Here is a 14,026-nt window from a genome sequence, read left to right on the forward strand (position 1 = left end):
TGTATGGTTTCGGGCGCCTCGCCTTGAGGCACACTGGGCGCCTGACAACAGGGAGCAGTGATGATGACCGAGATACTCAAGCTGGCCGCCTTCAGCGACGGCGACCAGGGCGGCAACCCGGCGGGGGTGTGGATCGGCGCAACCTTGCCGGACGACGCCAGCATGCAACGCATCGCCGCCGAGGTGGGCTTTTCCGAAACCGCGTTCGCCGCGCAACAGGCCGATGGCAGCTTTCGCGTGCGCTATTTCTCACCCTTGGCCGAAGTGCCGTTCTGTGGCCACGCCACCATCGCCTTGGGCGCAGCGCTGGCGGCCCGTGAAGGCGACGGCATCTTCGACCTGCAACTCAACCAGGCGCGCATCACCGTCGAAGGCCACGCCCAGGGCAAGCTGGTCTCGGCCGCCCTGCAATCGCCGCCGACGCACAGCCAGCCGGTCAGCGACGCGCTGCTGCAGGAAGCCTTGCAGCTGTTCGGCTATGGCCATGAGCAACTCGACCCGCGTATCCCGCCTGCCGCGATCAACGGCGGCGCCGGGCATCTGGTGCTGGCGTTGAACAGCCGTGCGGCGCTCAAGGCCATGCACTACGACCAGGCCGCCGGTCGCGAGCTGATGGTCCGCGAGGGCTGGGCGACCATCGTGCTGGTGTATGCCGAGACCGAGCAGTTCTTCCACACCCGCAACCCCTTCGCCTTCGGCGGTGTCTACGAAGACCCGGCGACCGGCGCGGCGACTGCCGCACTGGCCGGCTACCTGCGTGACATCGGCTGGCCGCACGGTGGGGTGATCGACATTCTGCAGGGCGAAGACATGGGCAGCCCGTCGCGGCTGCGTGCGGAAATCAGTGCCCAGCCAGGCAGCTCGATCCGTGTGTCGGGGATGGCGCGCTATCTGTAGCAGCGGCTTCAGCCGCGCCTACGGGTTGAGCTGGCTGCCGCTGGCCGCCACCCCCAGCAGCATCGCCGCCACCACCAGAAACGCCACGCCCAGGCTGCTGATGTGCGCGACGAAACCAATGGCCGCCGGCCCCATCAGGATGCCGGCGTAGCCCAGGGTGGTGACCGCCGGGATCGCCACGCTTTCCGGCATGCTCTGCTGCCGACCCACCGCGCTGTAGCACACCGGCACGATGTTCGAGCACCCCGCGCCCACCAGGGCATAGCCCAGCAACGCAGCTTCCCAGGCCGGCACCAGTGTGGCCACGCAGAGGCCGCTGGCCGCCAGCAGGCCGCCAAGGATGATGATGCGGTGGGGGCCGACGCGGCGCACGATGGCGTCGCCGAACAGCCGGCCGAAGGTCATGGTCACCGCGAACACCGCATAGCCCAGCCCGGCGTAGGCGGTCTCCATGCCCCGCACGGAGGTGAGAAACACCGCGCTCCAGTCCAGCATCGCGCCTTCGGCGAGAAACACCGTAAAGCACAACAGGCCGATGAACAGCACCACACCATGGGGAATGGCGAACGCCGGCCCCTCGGCGGCGCTGCCATAAGGCAGCAAATGCGGCATGGCCTTGAGCATGGTCGCCAGGGTGACCGCCACCACTACCAGAATCGCCAGCAGCGGCGAAGCCCCCAGGGCCAGCAAGGCACTGACGCCAGCGGCACCGACGATACCGCCCAGGCTGAACAGGCCATGGAAGCCCGACATCATGGTCTTGCCGCTGGCCCGCTCGACGATCACCGCCTGGACATTGGCAGTGCAATCCACCGCGCCCATGCCCACGCCGAACACGAACAGCGTCGCCACCAGCAGCGGCAGACTTTCCAGGGTCGCCAGCAACGGCAGGCACAGGCAGATCAGGACACTGCCGCCCACCAGCAGGCGCCGGCAGCCCCAGCGAGCGGCCAGGGCACCGGCGAGCGGCATGGCAGTGATCGAGCCGATGCCCAGGCACAGCAGCAGCAGGCCCAGCATGCCGTCCTCCAGCCCTACCCGAGCCTTGGCATAAGGCACCAAAGGTGCCCAGGCAGCCATACAGAAACCGGCGATGAAAAATGCCAGGCGGGTAGCCATCTGTTCCTGGCGCGGCGTGCTGCCGGTGTGAACAGCTGGGGTTTCAAGCGCGGTCATGGCGGCTCCTTGTGCATGACGGTAGTCGGACGGTGCAACTCTGAGACAGGCTCCGGCCCGGAAAGTCCCGGCCAGGCACGAATGCCGCGCCTTTTAAACGGCCCGCCCGATCCGATACGCAGGCAGGAGCGGTCAGAACGGTGCGTCGCTGTTCACAGGCTGCCCGACCAGTTGCAGGAACTGCGTCACGGCAGGGTCGCTCAGCGCAACGAATTCGGCCGATTCGGAGAACGCCACCACCACTTCCTGGCGGTTCATGCTCTGGCCCTGCAGCATGCTCATCCACCAGTCCTTGCCACCGCTGTCCGCCGGGCGGTCAAGCACGTTCAGGTACAGACGATCGACGAACGCCGAGTCGTCCAGCGCCCCGTAGGACTGCTGGAACTCATTGCCGTTGATGAAACTGGCAGCGATATCGCTCACGCCCATGCCGCGGTCGGCCTGCTGCTCCCAGTAGCGGAAACCGCCAAGGTCGGGGCTGCGATCGAAGACCGCCATGTACAGCCGGGCCAATGCGGCATCACTCGTGCCTGAAACGCCTGCGCCCTCACGGCTGTGCGATACCGAGATTTCCCTGTAGGTGCCGGAGCCGTCTGTGTCGCGATACAGGGTAGTTTCCACCCAGCCATCGTCACGCTCTTCATGCACGACGTCGGAGCCCGACACCGTATAGCGCTCGTCCGCCTCGATGGCATCGACTTCCCAGACGCCGTCGTCCCATTCGTACACACCCTGGACCTGCCCATTGACGATATCGAAACGCTTCAGATCGACTTCTGCCATGCCTGCCATCCCTCTTCCCAGATTGAACATCAATGTGATGGCGAGGAAGGTACGGTCCATGGCTTAAACCAAGCTTAAAGATTGGTAACAAACTCGTCGGTAAAACCCCTTCTAAAATGCGGGGAGAAGTATTCGCAGGACGCTTCTGGACAGGCGTGGGCTGATGATCTGTTGCAATTTCGATGACACGGCTGTTCTGAATCATGCACAGCCCCTAGAATAGCCGCCCCGCCCCATTCCGGTGCAGGGACCTTCTTCTACTTCACCCATATCAAGAGTCTTCCGTGCAGAAAGGCATCGCGCTCTCGGTACTGGCTTCCTGCTTGTTCGGGGTCATGTACTACTACACCTCCCTGATGACCCCGCTCAGCGGCGAGGAAATCTTCGGCTGGCGCATGCTGCTGACCGTGCCTTGCGTGACCCTGTTCATGATGGCCAGCGGCGACTGGCCGCTGGTACGGGCCATGGCCGCGCGCCTGCTGCAACAGCCGGCCCTGGTGATGGGCATCATGCTGTCGTCGCTGCTGATGGGCATCCAGCTACTGCTGTTCATGTGGGCGCCGTTGCACGGTCGCAGCCTGGAAGTCTCGCTGGGCTATTTCCTGCTGCCCTTGACCATGATCCTCACCGGCCGCGTGGTGTATGGCGAACATCTCTCGCACCTGCAGAAGATCGCCGCCGCCTTCGCCAGTTTCGGTGTCGCCCATGAGGTCTGGCGCCTGGGCAGCTTTTCCTGGGAGACGTTGGTGGTCGCGGCCGGCTACCCGGTGTATTTCGTGCTGCGCCGCAAGCTCAAGACCGATAACCTCGGCGGCCTGTGGTTCGACATGCTGTTCATGCTGCCGGTAGGCGTGTGGTTCATCCTCAGTGGCAACCCCGCCGCTGCCCAGGAAACCCCGCGCCTGTACCTGCTGATTCCTCTGCTCGGGGTGATCAGCGCCTCGGCGCTGGTCAGTTACCTGCTGGCCAGCCGGCTCCTGCCGTTCAGCCTGTTCGGGCTGCTCAGCTATGTGGAGCCCGTGCTGCTGGTTGGGGTGGCGCTGCTGCTGGGCGAGAGCATCGGTCCGGATGAATGGCTGACCTATATCCCGATCTGGCTGGCGGTGCTGGTGCTGATCCTAGAAGGCGCGCGCCACCTGCTCGCGCAGCGTCGGCGCAATGCGCTTTGAGGTCTTGTGTGGCCCGGTAGGAGCGGCTTCAGCCGCGAAAGCGCCAGGAAATTAACTGCATCTGCTGTGAACATGCGGTCGCTTCGCTGAAGCCGCTCCTACCCGGTCTAACCGAACTGCATTGGCCTTAAGGCCGCTTCGCGGCTGAAGCCGTTACCTGCCTGACGCTGTTGCCGCTCATTCGGTGAAGCGCTGCAGCTGCATTTCCTGAAGGCGGCTGAGGGTGCGCTGGAAGGCGAAGCCCAGGTAGCCCTCGGTGTACAGCTGTTCCATGGGCACCGAGGCTTCAACGTAGAGGGGCACGCGCCGGTCGTAGCATTCATCGACCAGGGCGATGAAGCGCCGCACGCCGTCGTCCTTGGGCGACAGCTGCGGCAGTTCACGGTCGCCGGCCTTGACCTGCTCGGCACCGTCTTCGGTGCCACGGGCGATCTTCGCTTCACGCTGTGCGGCACTGAGCGACGGCACCTCACTGAGCATCACCACCGCAAAGCGGTCGCACAGGGCGATGAAATCCATGGCTGCCAACGGCTGTTCGCACAGGTCGCGGTAGCGGCACCAGATCACGTTGTCGGTATGCTGCACCACGTTGACGCTGCGGTAACCCAGCATCACCTGGGTGTCATGGACGGTCTGCCCGGTGGTCAGCGCCTGGAACACCTCGCCCAGGGCGCTGGGCTGGCCCGCCTCGCGCACCCAGTAGCGTTGCAACAGCTGGCCGGGGTGCAGGCGATGGTCTTCGCCACCATCGACCCGCACCACTTGCATATGCCGTTCGATGGCGGCGATGGCCGGCATGAATCGCTCACGGTTGTGGCCATGACTGTACAGCTCCGGCGGCGGAATGTTCGAGGTACAGACCAGCACCACGCCCTCTTCGAACAGGGTCTGCAACAGACCGCCAAGAATCACCGCGTCGCCGATGTCGGTGACGAAGAACTCATCGAAGCACAGCACCCGAACGTCGCCGGCCAGTTCCCGGGCAATGCTCGCCAGCGGCTGGGCCGTGCCGGTCAGTTCGAACATGCGCTTGTGCACCCAGCGCATGAAGTGATGAAAGTGCTGGCGCCGCGACGGCACCTGCAGGCTTGGCACCTGCAGGCTTTCATGGAAGCGGTCCATCAGCCAGGTTTTGCCCCGCCCCACCGGCCCCCACAGGTAAATGCCGCGGGGCCGGGCCTTGCCCGCCGCCAGCGCCTGCCAGCAGGCCTGCAACTGCTCGGCCGCCTCGCGTTGCGAAGCGTCGGGCAGAAAGCCCCGCTCCAAGGCATGTTCGTAGGCTTGTAAAGGCGACAGACCGGGCATGTTTACGCTCCTTGTTCTAATGCTGGACGCCGACTCGCCTTAGCAGGCTGCGGCAGCGCTCGGAAAGGTGCACCACACGCAGGTGCTTGCCAGCCTTCTCGTAGCGCTCGCGCAGGGTCTTGAGCGCGGCGATGGCCGAATAGTCGACGAAACTCAGGTGCTGGCAGTCCAGCACGACCAGGGCCGGGTCAGCCTGCGGGTCGAACTGTTCGAGAAAACGCGTGGTGGAGGCGAAGAACAGCGTGCCGCGCACCTGGTAGACCTTGCTGCCATCGGCGGCCTCGTGGGCATCGGTGTACAGCTCGCGGGCATGCTTCCAGGCGAAATCCAGGGCCGCGACTATGACCCCGAAGAGCACCGCCATGGCCAGGTCGGTGAGCACCGTCACCACGGTTACCGCGACGATGGCCAGCATGTCGCTGGTCGGCACCTTGCGCAGAATACGCAGCGAAGCCCAGGCAAAGGTCTGCTGGGCCACCACGAACATCACCCCGACCAGTGCCGCCAGCGGAATACGCTCGATCAGCGGCGAGAGAAACAGCACGAATATCAGCACCATCAGCCCGGCCACCACGCCGGACAACCGGCCACGGCCACCGGAACTGAGGTTGATCACCGTCTGGCCGATCATCGCGCAGCCACCCATGCCGCCGAATACACCAGAGACCATGTTGGCCGCGCCCAAGGCCACGCACTCGCGGTCCGGGTAGCCACGGCTCTCGGTGATCTCGTCGGTGAGGTTGAGGGTCAGCAGCGTCTCCAGCAGCCCGACCATGGCCATCACCAGCGCGTAGGGCGCGACGATGTACAGGGTGTGCAGATTCCACGGCACTTGCGGCCAGCTGAAGCTCGGCAGGCCACCGGCGATGTGCGCCATGTCGCCCAGGGTGCGGGTCGGCAGGTCAAGCAGGTACACCGCCAGCCCGACGCCGAGGATCGCCACCAGCGCCGGCGGTGCAGCGCGGGTCAGACGCGGCAGCAGGTAGACGATGGCCATGGTCAGCGCCACCAGGCCGAGCATGATGTACAGCGGCGTGCCGCCAAGCCAGGCGCCGTCGTGCTGGAAGTGCTCCAGCTGGGCCATGGCGATGACGATGGCCAGGCCGTTGACGAAGCCCAGCATCACCGGGTACGGCACCAGGCGCACCAGCTTGCCCAGGCGCAGCACACCGAACAGCACCATCAGCAGCCCACTGAGCAGCACCGTGGCCAGCAGGTACTGCACGCCGTGCTCGACCACCAGGGCGACGATCACCACCGCCATGGAACCGGCGGCGCCGGACACCATGCCCGGACGGCCGCCGAACAGGGCGGTCAGGGTGCAGATCATGAACGCGCCATACAGTCCCATCAGCGGGTTGAGGTGCGCCACCAGGGCGAAGGCGATGCACTCGGGCACCAGGGCGAAAGCAGTGGTCAGGCCGGCCAGGACGTCGGCGCGGAGGTGGCGGGATTTGATCAAAACACGGGCCTTGAGGCGGGTAAAAGGCTGGCATGTTACGCAAAGGCGCCGGATGCGAACAGACACACGCAGTAACAATGGTCCATCATAGGTGGGTCTTGGTAGACGAATGTCTGCTGAGTGCTGCACCGCACCACTTAGTTTTGAAGGGTTTCGACCCCTACAGAGGAACCGCAATGCACAGGACGATTTACCTGGCCCTGGCCGCCTGCACCAGCCTGGCCGCCACTCCGGCATGGAGCCTGGACGCCCCCGCTGCCCCGGCAGCTTCCCCCATCGGCCGCGACCGCGCCGCCATCGACCATGCACGGGTGCAACGTACCCAGCAAGACCGTGTGATCCAGAACGCCGCCCGCGAGGTGATGCGCAAGCAAGGCATTGCCGGCATGGCCATCGCCGTCACCGACCACGGCACCGAACGCTTCTACAGCTTTGGCGTAGCCGACAAGACCAGCCGGCAGCCGGTGAGCAACGACACCCTGTTCGAGCTGGGCTCGATCAGCAAGACCTTCACCGCCACCCTGGCCACCCTGGCCCAGGAACAAGGCAAGCTCAACCTGGCGGATGATATCGGCACCGCCCTGCCAGCCCTGGAAGGCAGCCGCCTGGGCAAGATCCCCATGCTGCACCTCGCCACTCACACCGTCGGCGGTTTTCCCCTGCAGGTACCGGATGCCGTACAGGACGACCGGCAACTGATGGATTACTTCAGGAACTGGCAACCGCAGTACCTGCCCGGCACCCACCGTAGCTACGCCAACCCGAGCATCGGCCTGCTGGGCGTGATCGCCGCCCGTGCCCTTGGCCAGCCGTTCGAACAAGCCATGCAACAGGGCTTGCTGCCTGACCTGAAGCTATCGGCGACGTTCGTCAGCGTGCCGCAGGACGCTCAGGGGCTTTACGCCCAGGGCTACGACCGCGAGAACACGCCGGTGCGGGTCAACCCCGGCGTGCTTGCCGATGAAGCCTATGGGATCAAGTCCAGCAGCCGCGACCTGATCCGCTTCGTCGAGGCGAACATCCAGGCCAGCCAGGCGCAAACGCCCCTGCAGCGTGCGTTGCTGGCCGCACAGACCGGGCATTTCACCTTTGGCCACACCACCCAGGCGCTGGCCTGGGAAAGCTACCCCGCCCCGGTCAGGCTCGACACCCTGCTGGCCGGCAATGCCAACGAAATGGCCCTCAAGACCCAGCCTGCCCAGGAACTGAAACCACCGCGTGCGCCAGCGCCTGGCACCTGGATCAACAAGACCGGCTCCACCAATGGCTTCGGCGGCTATGTGGCGTTCATCCCGGACCGCCAGCTGGGTGTGGTGATCCTCGCCAACCGCAATTACCCCAACGCCGAGCGGGTGCGCCTGGCCTACCGCATCCTCAAAGCCATAGACCCGTCGTTCAATCGCTAAGCACTTCGGGCTTTGCCCGATGCTGACCCAGCTCGACGCTGGCAAGCCTTGGCGGTGCATCCCGCCAGGGCCTGCCGATGAGCTGAACCTGAACTGAACAGCCCGGCGGTTTTGCGAAAAACAACTATCCCCATTCGGGAATGACTATCATTATGTTGCGCATTGTTACAGCCGCAACAGGTTGAAACACTTCACCCGCCCGTCGTCATTCCTGGTGAAAAATGCTCGTTCCTTTCCTGATCATGCTGCGTGAAGGCATCGAAGCCGCGCTCATCGTCGGCATCATTGCTTCCTATCTGAAACAGACCGGCCGCGGCGCCTGGATGCCAGCGGTGTGGGTTGGCGTGTTCCTCGCGGCGGCCCTGGCGCTGTTCGTCGGTGGCGGCCTGCAGCTGGTCAGCGCCGAGTTCCCGCAGAAGGAGCAGGAGCTGTTCGAAGGCCTGGTGGGCCTGGCGGCGGTGGGCATTCTCAGCTCGATGGTGTTCTGGATGCGCAAGGTCGCCCGCTCGATCAAGCGCGAATTGCACCAGTCGCTGGACAGCGCCCTGTCCGGCTCACGCAACCAGACCTGGGCGCTGATCGCCATGGTGTTCTTCGCCGTCGCCCGCGAAGGCTTGGAAACCGTGTTCTTCCTGCTCGCGGTGTTCCAGCAGAGCAACGGCGCTGGCGCACCGCTGGGCGCCCTGCTCGGCCTGCTGGTCTCGGTGGCCGTAGGCGTGGCCCTGTACCGCGGCAGCCTGCGCCTGAACCTGGGGCAGTTCTTCCGCTGGACCGGCCTGTTCATCCTGGTGGTGGCCGCCGGCATCCTCGCCAACTCGGTGCAGGCCCTGCATGAAGCCGGCCTGTGGAACCACCTGCAGGATGTGGTCTTCGACATCAGCGCCACACTGCCGATGGACGGCCCCATCGGTTCGGTGCTGGCCGGAATGTTCGGCTATCAGGACGCACCGACGGTCAGCACCCTCGGTGCCTGGCTGATTTACCTGGTGGCGGCGCTGGTGCTGTTCTTCCTGCCGTACCGCCCCGCTCGGCAGGGCGACCGCCCGGCCGTCACTCATTCATAGCTTTCAAGAGGCTCGCATGTCCAACCCCTCGACGGGAGCCTGGTCTCCCCGTGCCCTGCGCCTGGCCGTGGCCGGCTCGGTGGTGCTGATGTTCGCCGCCGGCGGGCTGTTCTACTACGCCGCCCGGGTGGCCGCCGACAAGCGCGCGGCCAACGCTGGCAACGAAACCGTGGTGAACATCCACCCGCGCAGTTGCGAGCCGAATGCGTTGAGCGTGGCCGCCGGCAAGCACAGCTTCCGCATCGTCAACCAGTCGGAGCGTGCCGTGGAGTGGGAGATCCTCGACGGTGTGCTGGTGATCGAAGAACGCGAGAACATCGCCCCTGGCATGAGCCAGGTGATCAACGCCAACCTGCGCCCAGGCGACTACACCATCACCTGCGGGCTGCTGAGCAACCCGCGCGGCACCCTGCACGTGACCCCGACTGCGGAGTCCGAAGCCCAGGCCAGGGCACGACCGACGCTGACCGCGTTCATCGGCCCGCTGTCGGAGTACCGGGTGTACCTCAGCCAGCAAGGTACGGCATTGATCAAGGCGACAGCGGCCCTGCAGCAGGCCATCGCAGCCGGCGACCTGGACGCCGCACGCCGCGCCTACCTGCCGGCCCGCGCGGCCTATCAGCGCATCGCCCCGGCGGCGCAGCGCCTGGCGGAACTGGACAACGCCATCAACGCCCGCGCCGACTACTTCGAGAAACGCGAGCAAGACCCGGGCTTCGGAGGCTTCCACCGTATCGAGTACGCCTTGTTCAAGCAGGCCAGCGTGCAGGGCCTGGCGCCGGTGGCGGGCAAGCTGGCCGACGACGTCACCCGGCTCAAGCAGGCGCTGCTGGCGCAGAGCATCGCCCCCGATCAGTTGACCGGCATGGTGGTGCGTAACCTGCTGAGCCTGGCCGAGAACCGTAGCCAGGGCGAGGAAGAACGCTACAGCCACACCGACCTGAACGGCTTCGCTGCCAACCTGGAGGGCGCCGGCAAGGTCATCGATCTGCTGCGCCCGCTGTTGGCGCGCAACCATGCCGAGCTGCTGCAGCGCCTGGACGCCGCAGCCGCCGAGCTGGACACCACCTTCGACAGCCTGACCCGCGACCGTGGCTATCGCCCGTACGACCAGGTCGACGCCGGCATGCGCCAACAGATCGCCACCCAGACCAAGACCCTCGCCGATGCGCTGCAGGCCATCGACCCCGCGCTGGGCCTGTCGAGCCTGTAACACTTGGAGTACCCCCTCAGATGAAAACCCCAGACGCCTCCCCTGCCCTCGAATCGCCCCAGCGTCGTCGCGTGCTGATGGGCCTTGGCGCCGCCGGTGCCGCACTGGCCGGCAGCAGTCTGGCGAGCCCGGCCATGGCGGCCCGCCCCGCGCAGGTTACCGAAGCACCGGACAGCGATCGTACCCAGGACAGCAATCCTTTCCATGGCGTGCACCAGAGCGGCATCGTCAACCCGCGCCCGGCCGCCGGCATGCTGGTGGCCTTCGACGTACTGGCCACTGATCGCGAGGACCTGGAGCGCTTGTTCCGCACCCTCAACGAGCGCATCGCATTTCTGATGAAGGGCGGCCCGGTGCAGGACATCGATCCCAAGCTGCCACCGCTGGACTCCGGCATCCTCGGCCCGGTGGTGACTCCGGACAACCTCACCATCACCGTCTCGGTGGGTGACTCGCTGTTCGACGAGCGCTTCGGCCTGGCCCCGGTCAAGCCCAAGCGCCTGAGCCGCATGGTCGGCTTTCCCAATGACGCCCTGGAGGCTGCCAGCTGCCACGGCGACCTGAGCATCCAGTTCTGCGCCAACACCCCGGACACCAACATCCACGCCCTGCGCGACATCGTGAAAAACCTGCCCGACCTGTTGCTGGTGCGCTGGAAGCAGGAGGGCACGGTGCCGCCGCAAGCGCCGAAGAAGCCCGGACAGCCTGCCGAGAGCGCACGCAACTTCCTGGGTTTTCGTGATGGCTCGGCCAACCCGGACTCCAACGACCGCCAGGTGATGGACGAGTTGGTGTGGGTCCAGCCCGGCAGCGACGAGCCCGCCTGGGCCGCGCATGGCAGCTACCAGGCGGTGCGCATCATTCGCAACTTCGTCGAGCGCTGGGACCGCACTCCGCTGCAGGAGCAGGAGTCGATCTTCGGCCGTGCCAAGCACAGCGGCGCACCGCTGGACGGCAAGGTGGAAAGCGACGAGCCGAACTACGCCGCCGACCCGCAGGGCAAGAAGATCCGCCTGGATTCGCACATCCGCCTGGCCAACCCGCGCACCCCGGGCAGCCGCCAGAACCTGATCCTGCGCCGGCCGTTCAATTACTCCAACGGCGTGAACAAGAACGGCCAGCTGGACATGGGCCTGTTGTTCATCTGCTACCAGGCCGACCTGGAGAAAGGCTTCATCACCGTACAGAACCGCCTCAACGGCGAGCCGCTCGAGGAATACCTCAAGCCGGTCGGCGGCGGTTACTTCTTTACCCTGCCGGGGGTGACCAACGACGAGGACTTCATCGGTCGCTCGCTGCTGGCCGCCGCCCCGGCCCCCGAAACCGCCTGAACCGAAACGGAAGCGCCGACATGCACAAGACCCCGCTCGCCCTGCTGTTCACCCTGGCTGCCCTGGGCGCCCCCCTGGCCGCACAGGCCGCCCCCGCGCCACTGGACCTGGTGGGTCCGGTCTCGGACTACAAGATCTATGTCACGGAAAACATCGATGAGCTGGTCAGCCACACCCGGCAGTTCACCGATGCGGTGAAGGCAGGCGATCTCGCCACCGCCAAGAAGCTCTATGCCCCGACCCGGGTCTACTACGAGCGCATCGAGCCGATCGCCGAGCTGTTCAGCGACCTGGATGCGTCCATCGACTCACGCGTCGATGACCACGAGCAAGGTGTCGAGGCCGAAGACTTCACCGGCTTCCATCGCCTGGAGTACACGCTGTTCGAAAAGAACACCGCCAAGGGCCAGGATGTCATCGCCGACAAACTGATGAGCGACGTGCAAGACCTGCAAAAGCGCGTCGCCGACCTGACCTTCCCGCCCGAGAAAGTGGTGGGCGGCGCGGCAGTGCTGCTCGAAGAGGTGGCCGCCACCAAGGTCTCCGGCGAGGAGGACCGCTACAGCCATACCGACCTGTATGACTTCCAGGGCAACGTGGACGGCGCGAAGAAGATCGTCGACCTGTTCCGCCCGCAGTACGAGAAGCAGGACCCGGCGTTCGCCGGCAAGGTGGACAAGAACTTCGCCGCCGTGGACAAGATCCTCGCCAAGTACAAGACCCCGGACGGCGGCTTCATGACCTATGACAAGGTCAAGGAAAACGACCGCAAGGCGCTGGTCGGCCCGGTCAACACTCTGGCCGAAGACCTCTCCACTCTGCGTGGCAAGCTGGGCCTGAACTGATCCAGTGCAAGACACTTCAGCGGCTTCAGTCGCGAAGACGGCAACCCATGCCTCCCATGGTGTTGCCATCTTCGCGGCTAAATCCAATACTGGTCAGTGACCGTTGGAGCGAGCTTGCTCGCGAATAGCAGGCTATCTGGAGCGGGTACACCCGTCGCTGCATCAGTGCCCTTGAGTCACCTTTCCGCCCTGACGGCGGGTTACTTTTGGTTTCGGCCAAAAGTAACCAAAAACCATTGCTCCTGGCTTGGGTCTGCCCTGCGGGCAGACTTCCCTCCTTCCGGCGCCATTCCAGGGGGCCGGCGCAATGGGCCGTCCCTGGCCCAGTGCGCCTAAGCCGGCTTCCCTGCCGGCTTACCCCCTTCCATGACACCTCCACTCGGCCTGCACCGAAGTCGCGTTTGGCGGCGTCTGCAAGTTCTGTGCTTTAAAAAAAGCAAAAGCGACGCCAGACCAGATTCCTCTGGTCTAAAAGATCAGTATTGCGGCTAAGGCCACTCAACCCTTCTTGTCGTGAGCGATGCTCAACTGATAGAAGGTCGCCGCGCCGCCTTCGGTGGCGTAGCCGGTGTTGTCCTGGGTGTAGACCCCGGCCTTGAAGTACAACAGCTTGGTGCTCCAGGTCGGATCCAGACGCACGTTCCACACGTTCTCGTAGGCGTTGACCGTCAGGTTGCCCGCCGGGGTCAGGTGGATGCTGTAGCTGAAGCGCTGGTTGAGCGGCACGCCCTCGGCGATGGTAATCACTTCGATCTCAGACTGCGGGCTGCGACGCAGTTTGGCGACGATGTTGCCGGTCTTGAGCTTGTCCTTGTACTGGTACTCGACCTTGAGCAGTGGCTCGTTGCTCTGGTAGGTGTGGATCTGACCAATGACGATCTTGCCGCTGGAAGGCACCTGGTTGACCATCAGCGCCGCCCGCAGGAAGTTGTCCGCCGATGTGTAGTTCCAGTTGAACGCGCGTCCGTCCGCCGTGGTCTCGCGCAGCTCGGTGCGCGGGAACTTGGCGTTGTCGGTGGTCGACCCCGTAACCGGCGCCCAGAAGAACAACGTATTGCCGGAGCGGAAGTAACCGTCCTGATAGCCGCGCATCAGCTGCGCAGTCGCGATGGTCTGGGCGGGAACACCGACGGGAATGGACAGGTTCCAAGTGGCAAGGTCGATCATGGTGTGGCTCGCAAGGTGCGCATGCGCACCGACAGGATGGCTCTGGGACGCGGGTTACAGGCCCGAGTGATTCGTCATCGCTATCGGCATGGGCGGTTTTTTGATGAACCGCTACAGGCGTCAAGGAACCGTTGTGCCAGCACCGAAGATATCATTTAGATATCACCCATCCCCTCCCCCTGGACTGGACCCTTTCAGCACGAAGGCC

Annotated in this window: 12 protein-coding genes; 7 read left to right on the plus strand and 5 right to left on the minus strand. The window is 64.9% G+C overall.

Features of this window, described 5'->3' with window-relative positions; genetic code table 11:
• Nucleotides 1-60 precede the first annotated feature (60 nt).
• The gene (locus RRX38_RS07910; RefSeq protein ID WP_295476788.1) at nt 61-897 is read left to right on the plus strand and encodes a PhzF family phenazine biosynthesis protein; all 837 of its coding nucleotides are present in this window, start codon (nt 61-63) and stop codon (nt 895-897) included.
• Between the two features lie 18 nt (nt 898-915).
• Here RRX38_RS07910 and RRX38_RS07915 read toward each other — a convergent pair whose 3' ends face one another.
• Together RRX38_RS07915 and RRX38_RS07920 are read right to left on the minus strand one after the other, a co-directional pair.
• Nucleotides 916-2,073, minus strand: coding sequence for an MFS transporter (locus tag RRX38_RS07915; RefSeq protein WP_315962147.1), 1,158 nt, complete (start codon nt 2,071-2,073; stop codon nt 916-918).
• 132 nt (nt 2,074-2,205) lie between these two features.
• Nucleotides 2,206-2,856 (minus strand): DUF4214 domain-containing protein, encoded by a 651-nt coding sequence (locus RRX38_RS07920; protein ID WP_295476784.1) that lies wholly within the window; start codon nt 2,854-2,856, stop codon nt 2,206-2,208.
• A 284-nt stretch (nt 2,857-3,140) separates the two neighbouring features.
• Here RRX38_RS07920 and rarD point away from each other — a divergent pair, with 284 nt between their 5' ends.
• The gene (gene rarD, locus RRX38_RS07925; protein ID WP_295476782.1) at nt 3,141-4,025 is read left to right on the plus strand and encodes an EamA family transporter RarD; all 885 of its coding nucleotides are present in this window, start codon (nt 3,141-3,143) and stop codon (nt 4,023-4,025) included.
• A gap of 177 nt (nt 4,026-4,202) precedes the next feature.
• Here rarD and zapE read toward each other — a convergent pair whose 3' ends face one another.
• Both zapE and RRX38_RS07935 read right to left on the minus strand, forming a co-directional pair.
• Nucleotides 4,203-5,330, minus strand: coding sequence for a cell division protein ZapE (gene zapE, locus RRX38_RS07930; protein WP_315962148.1), 1,128 nt, complete (start codon nt 5,328-5,330; stop codon nt 4,203-4,205).
• A 16-nt stretch (nt 5,331-5,346) separates the two neighbouring features.
• On the minus strand, nt 5,347-6,789 hold the full coding sequence (locus RRX38_RS07935; protein ID WP_315962645.1) for a SulP family inorganic anion transporter: 1,443 nt from the start codon (nt 6,787-6,789) through the stop codon (nt 5,347-5,349).
• Between the two features lie 179 nt (nt 6,790-6,968).
• Here RRX38_RS07935 and ampC point away from each other — a divergent pair, with 179 nt between their 5' ends.
• From ampC to efeO (RRX38_RS07960), 5 genes are all read left to right on the plus strand, one after another.
• A complete protein-coding gene (gene ampC, locus RRX38_RS07940; RefSeq protein ID WP_315962149.1) occupies nt 6,969-8,198 on the plus strand; it encodes a class C beta-lactamase in 1,230 nt (409 codons plus the stop codon).
• Nucleotides 8,199-8,419: 221 nt separating this feature from the next.
• Nucleotides 8,420-9,262 (plus strand): iron uptake transporter permease EfeU, encoded by an 843-nt coding sequence (gene efeU / locus RRX38_RS07945; protein ID WP_315962150.1) that lies wholly within the window; start codon nt 8,420-8,422, stop codon nt 9,260-9,262.
• A 16-nt stretch (nt 9,263-9,278) separates the two neighbouring features.
• A complete protein-coding gene (gene efeO, locus RRX38_RS07950; RefSeq protein WP_315962151.1) occupies nt 9,279-10,475 on the plus strand; it encodes an iron uptake system protein EfeO in 1,197 nt (398 codons plus the stop codon).
• A gap of 20 nt (nt 10,476-10,495) precedes the next feature.
• Nucleotides 10,496-11,806 (plus strand): iron uptake transporter deferrochelatase/peroxidase subunit, encoded by a 1,311-nt coding sequence (efeB, locus tag RRX38_RS07955; protein WP_315962152.1) that lies wholly within the window; start codon nt 10,496-10,498, stop codon nt 11,804-11,806.
• Between the two features lie 20 nt (nt 11,807-11,826).
• Nucleotides 11,827-12,651 carry an iron uptake system protein EfeO gene (efeO, locus tag RRX38_RS07960; protein WP_315962153.1) on the plus strand — a complete coding sequence of 275 codons (825 nt, stop codon included), beginning with the start codon at nt 11,827-11,829 and terminating at the stop codon, nt 12,649-12,651.
• 498 nt (nt 12,652-13,149) lie between these two features.
• Here the strand turns inward: efeO (RRX38_RS07960) and RRX38_RS07965 are convergent, their stop codons facing one another.
• Complete coding sequence (locus RRX38_RS07965; RefSeq protein WP_295472454.1) at nt 13,150-13,818, minus strand: polysaccharide lyase family 7 protein; 669 nt, start codon at nt 13,816-13,818, stop codon at nt 13,150-13,152.
• Nucleotides 13,819-14,026: the final 208 nt, after the last annotated feature.

Source organism: Pseudomonas sp. DTU_2021_1001937_2_SI_NGA_ILE_001 (genome assembly GCF_032463525.1).
Lineage (GTDB): Bacteria > Pseudomonadota > Gammaproteobacteria > Pseudomonadales > Pseudomonadaceae > Aquipseudomonas.

Coding starts and splice junctions, on each gene's coding strand:
- RRX38_RS07910 (WP_295476788.1), top strand. CDS start 61: ATGATGACCGAGATACTCAAGCTGGCCGCCTTCAGCGACGGCGACCAG.
- RRX38_RS07915 (WP_315962147.1), bottom strand. CDS start 2,073: ATGACCGCGCTTGAAACCCCAGCTGTTCACACCGGCAGCACGCCGCGC.
- RRX38_RS07920 (WP_295476784.1), bottom strand. CDS start 2,856: ATGGCAGAAGTCGATCTGAAGCGTTTCGATATCGTCAATGGGCAGGTC.
- zapE (WP_315962148.1), bottom strand. CDS start 5,330: ATGCCCGGTCTGTCGCCTTTACAAGCCTACGAACATGCCTTGGAGCGG.
- ampC (WP_315962149.1), top strand. CDS start 6,969: ATGCACAGGACGATTTACCTGGCCCTGGCCGCCTGCACCAGCCTGGCC.
- efeU (WP_315962150.1), top strand. CDS start 8,420: ATGCTCGTTCCTTTCCTGATCATGCTGCGTGAAGGCATCGAAGCCGCG.
- efeO (WP_315962151.1), top strand. CDS start 9,279: ATGTCCAACCCCTCGACGGGAGCCTGGTCTCCCCGTGCCCTGCGCCTG.
- efeB (WP_315962152.1), top strand. CDS start 10,496: ATGAAAACCCCAGACGCCTCCCCTGCCCTCGAATCGCCCCAGCGTCGT.
- efeO (WP_315962153.1), top strand. CDS start 11,827: ATGCACAAGACCCCGCTCGCCCTGCTGTTCACCCTGGCTGCCCTGGGC.
- RRX38_RS07965 (WP_295472454.1), bottom strand. CDS start 13,818: ATGATCGACCTTGCCACTTGGAACCTGTCCATTCCCGTCGGTGTTCCC.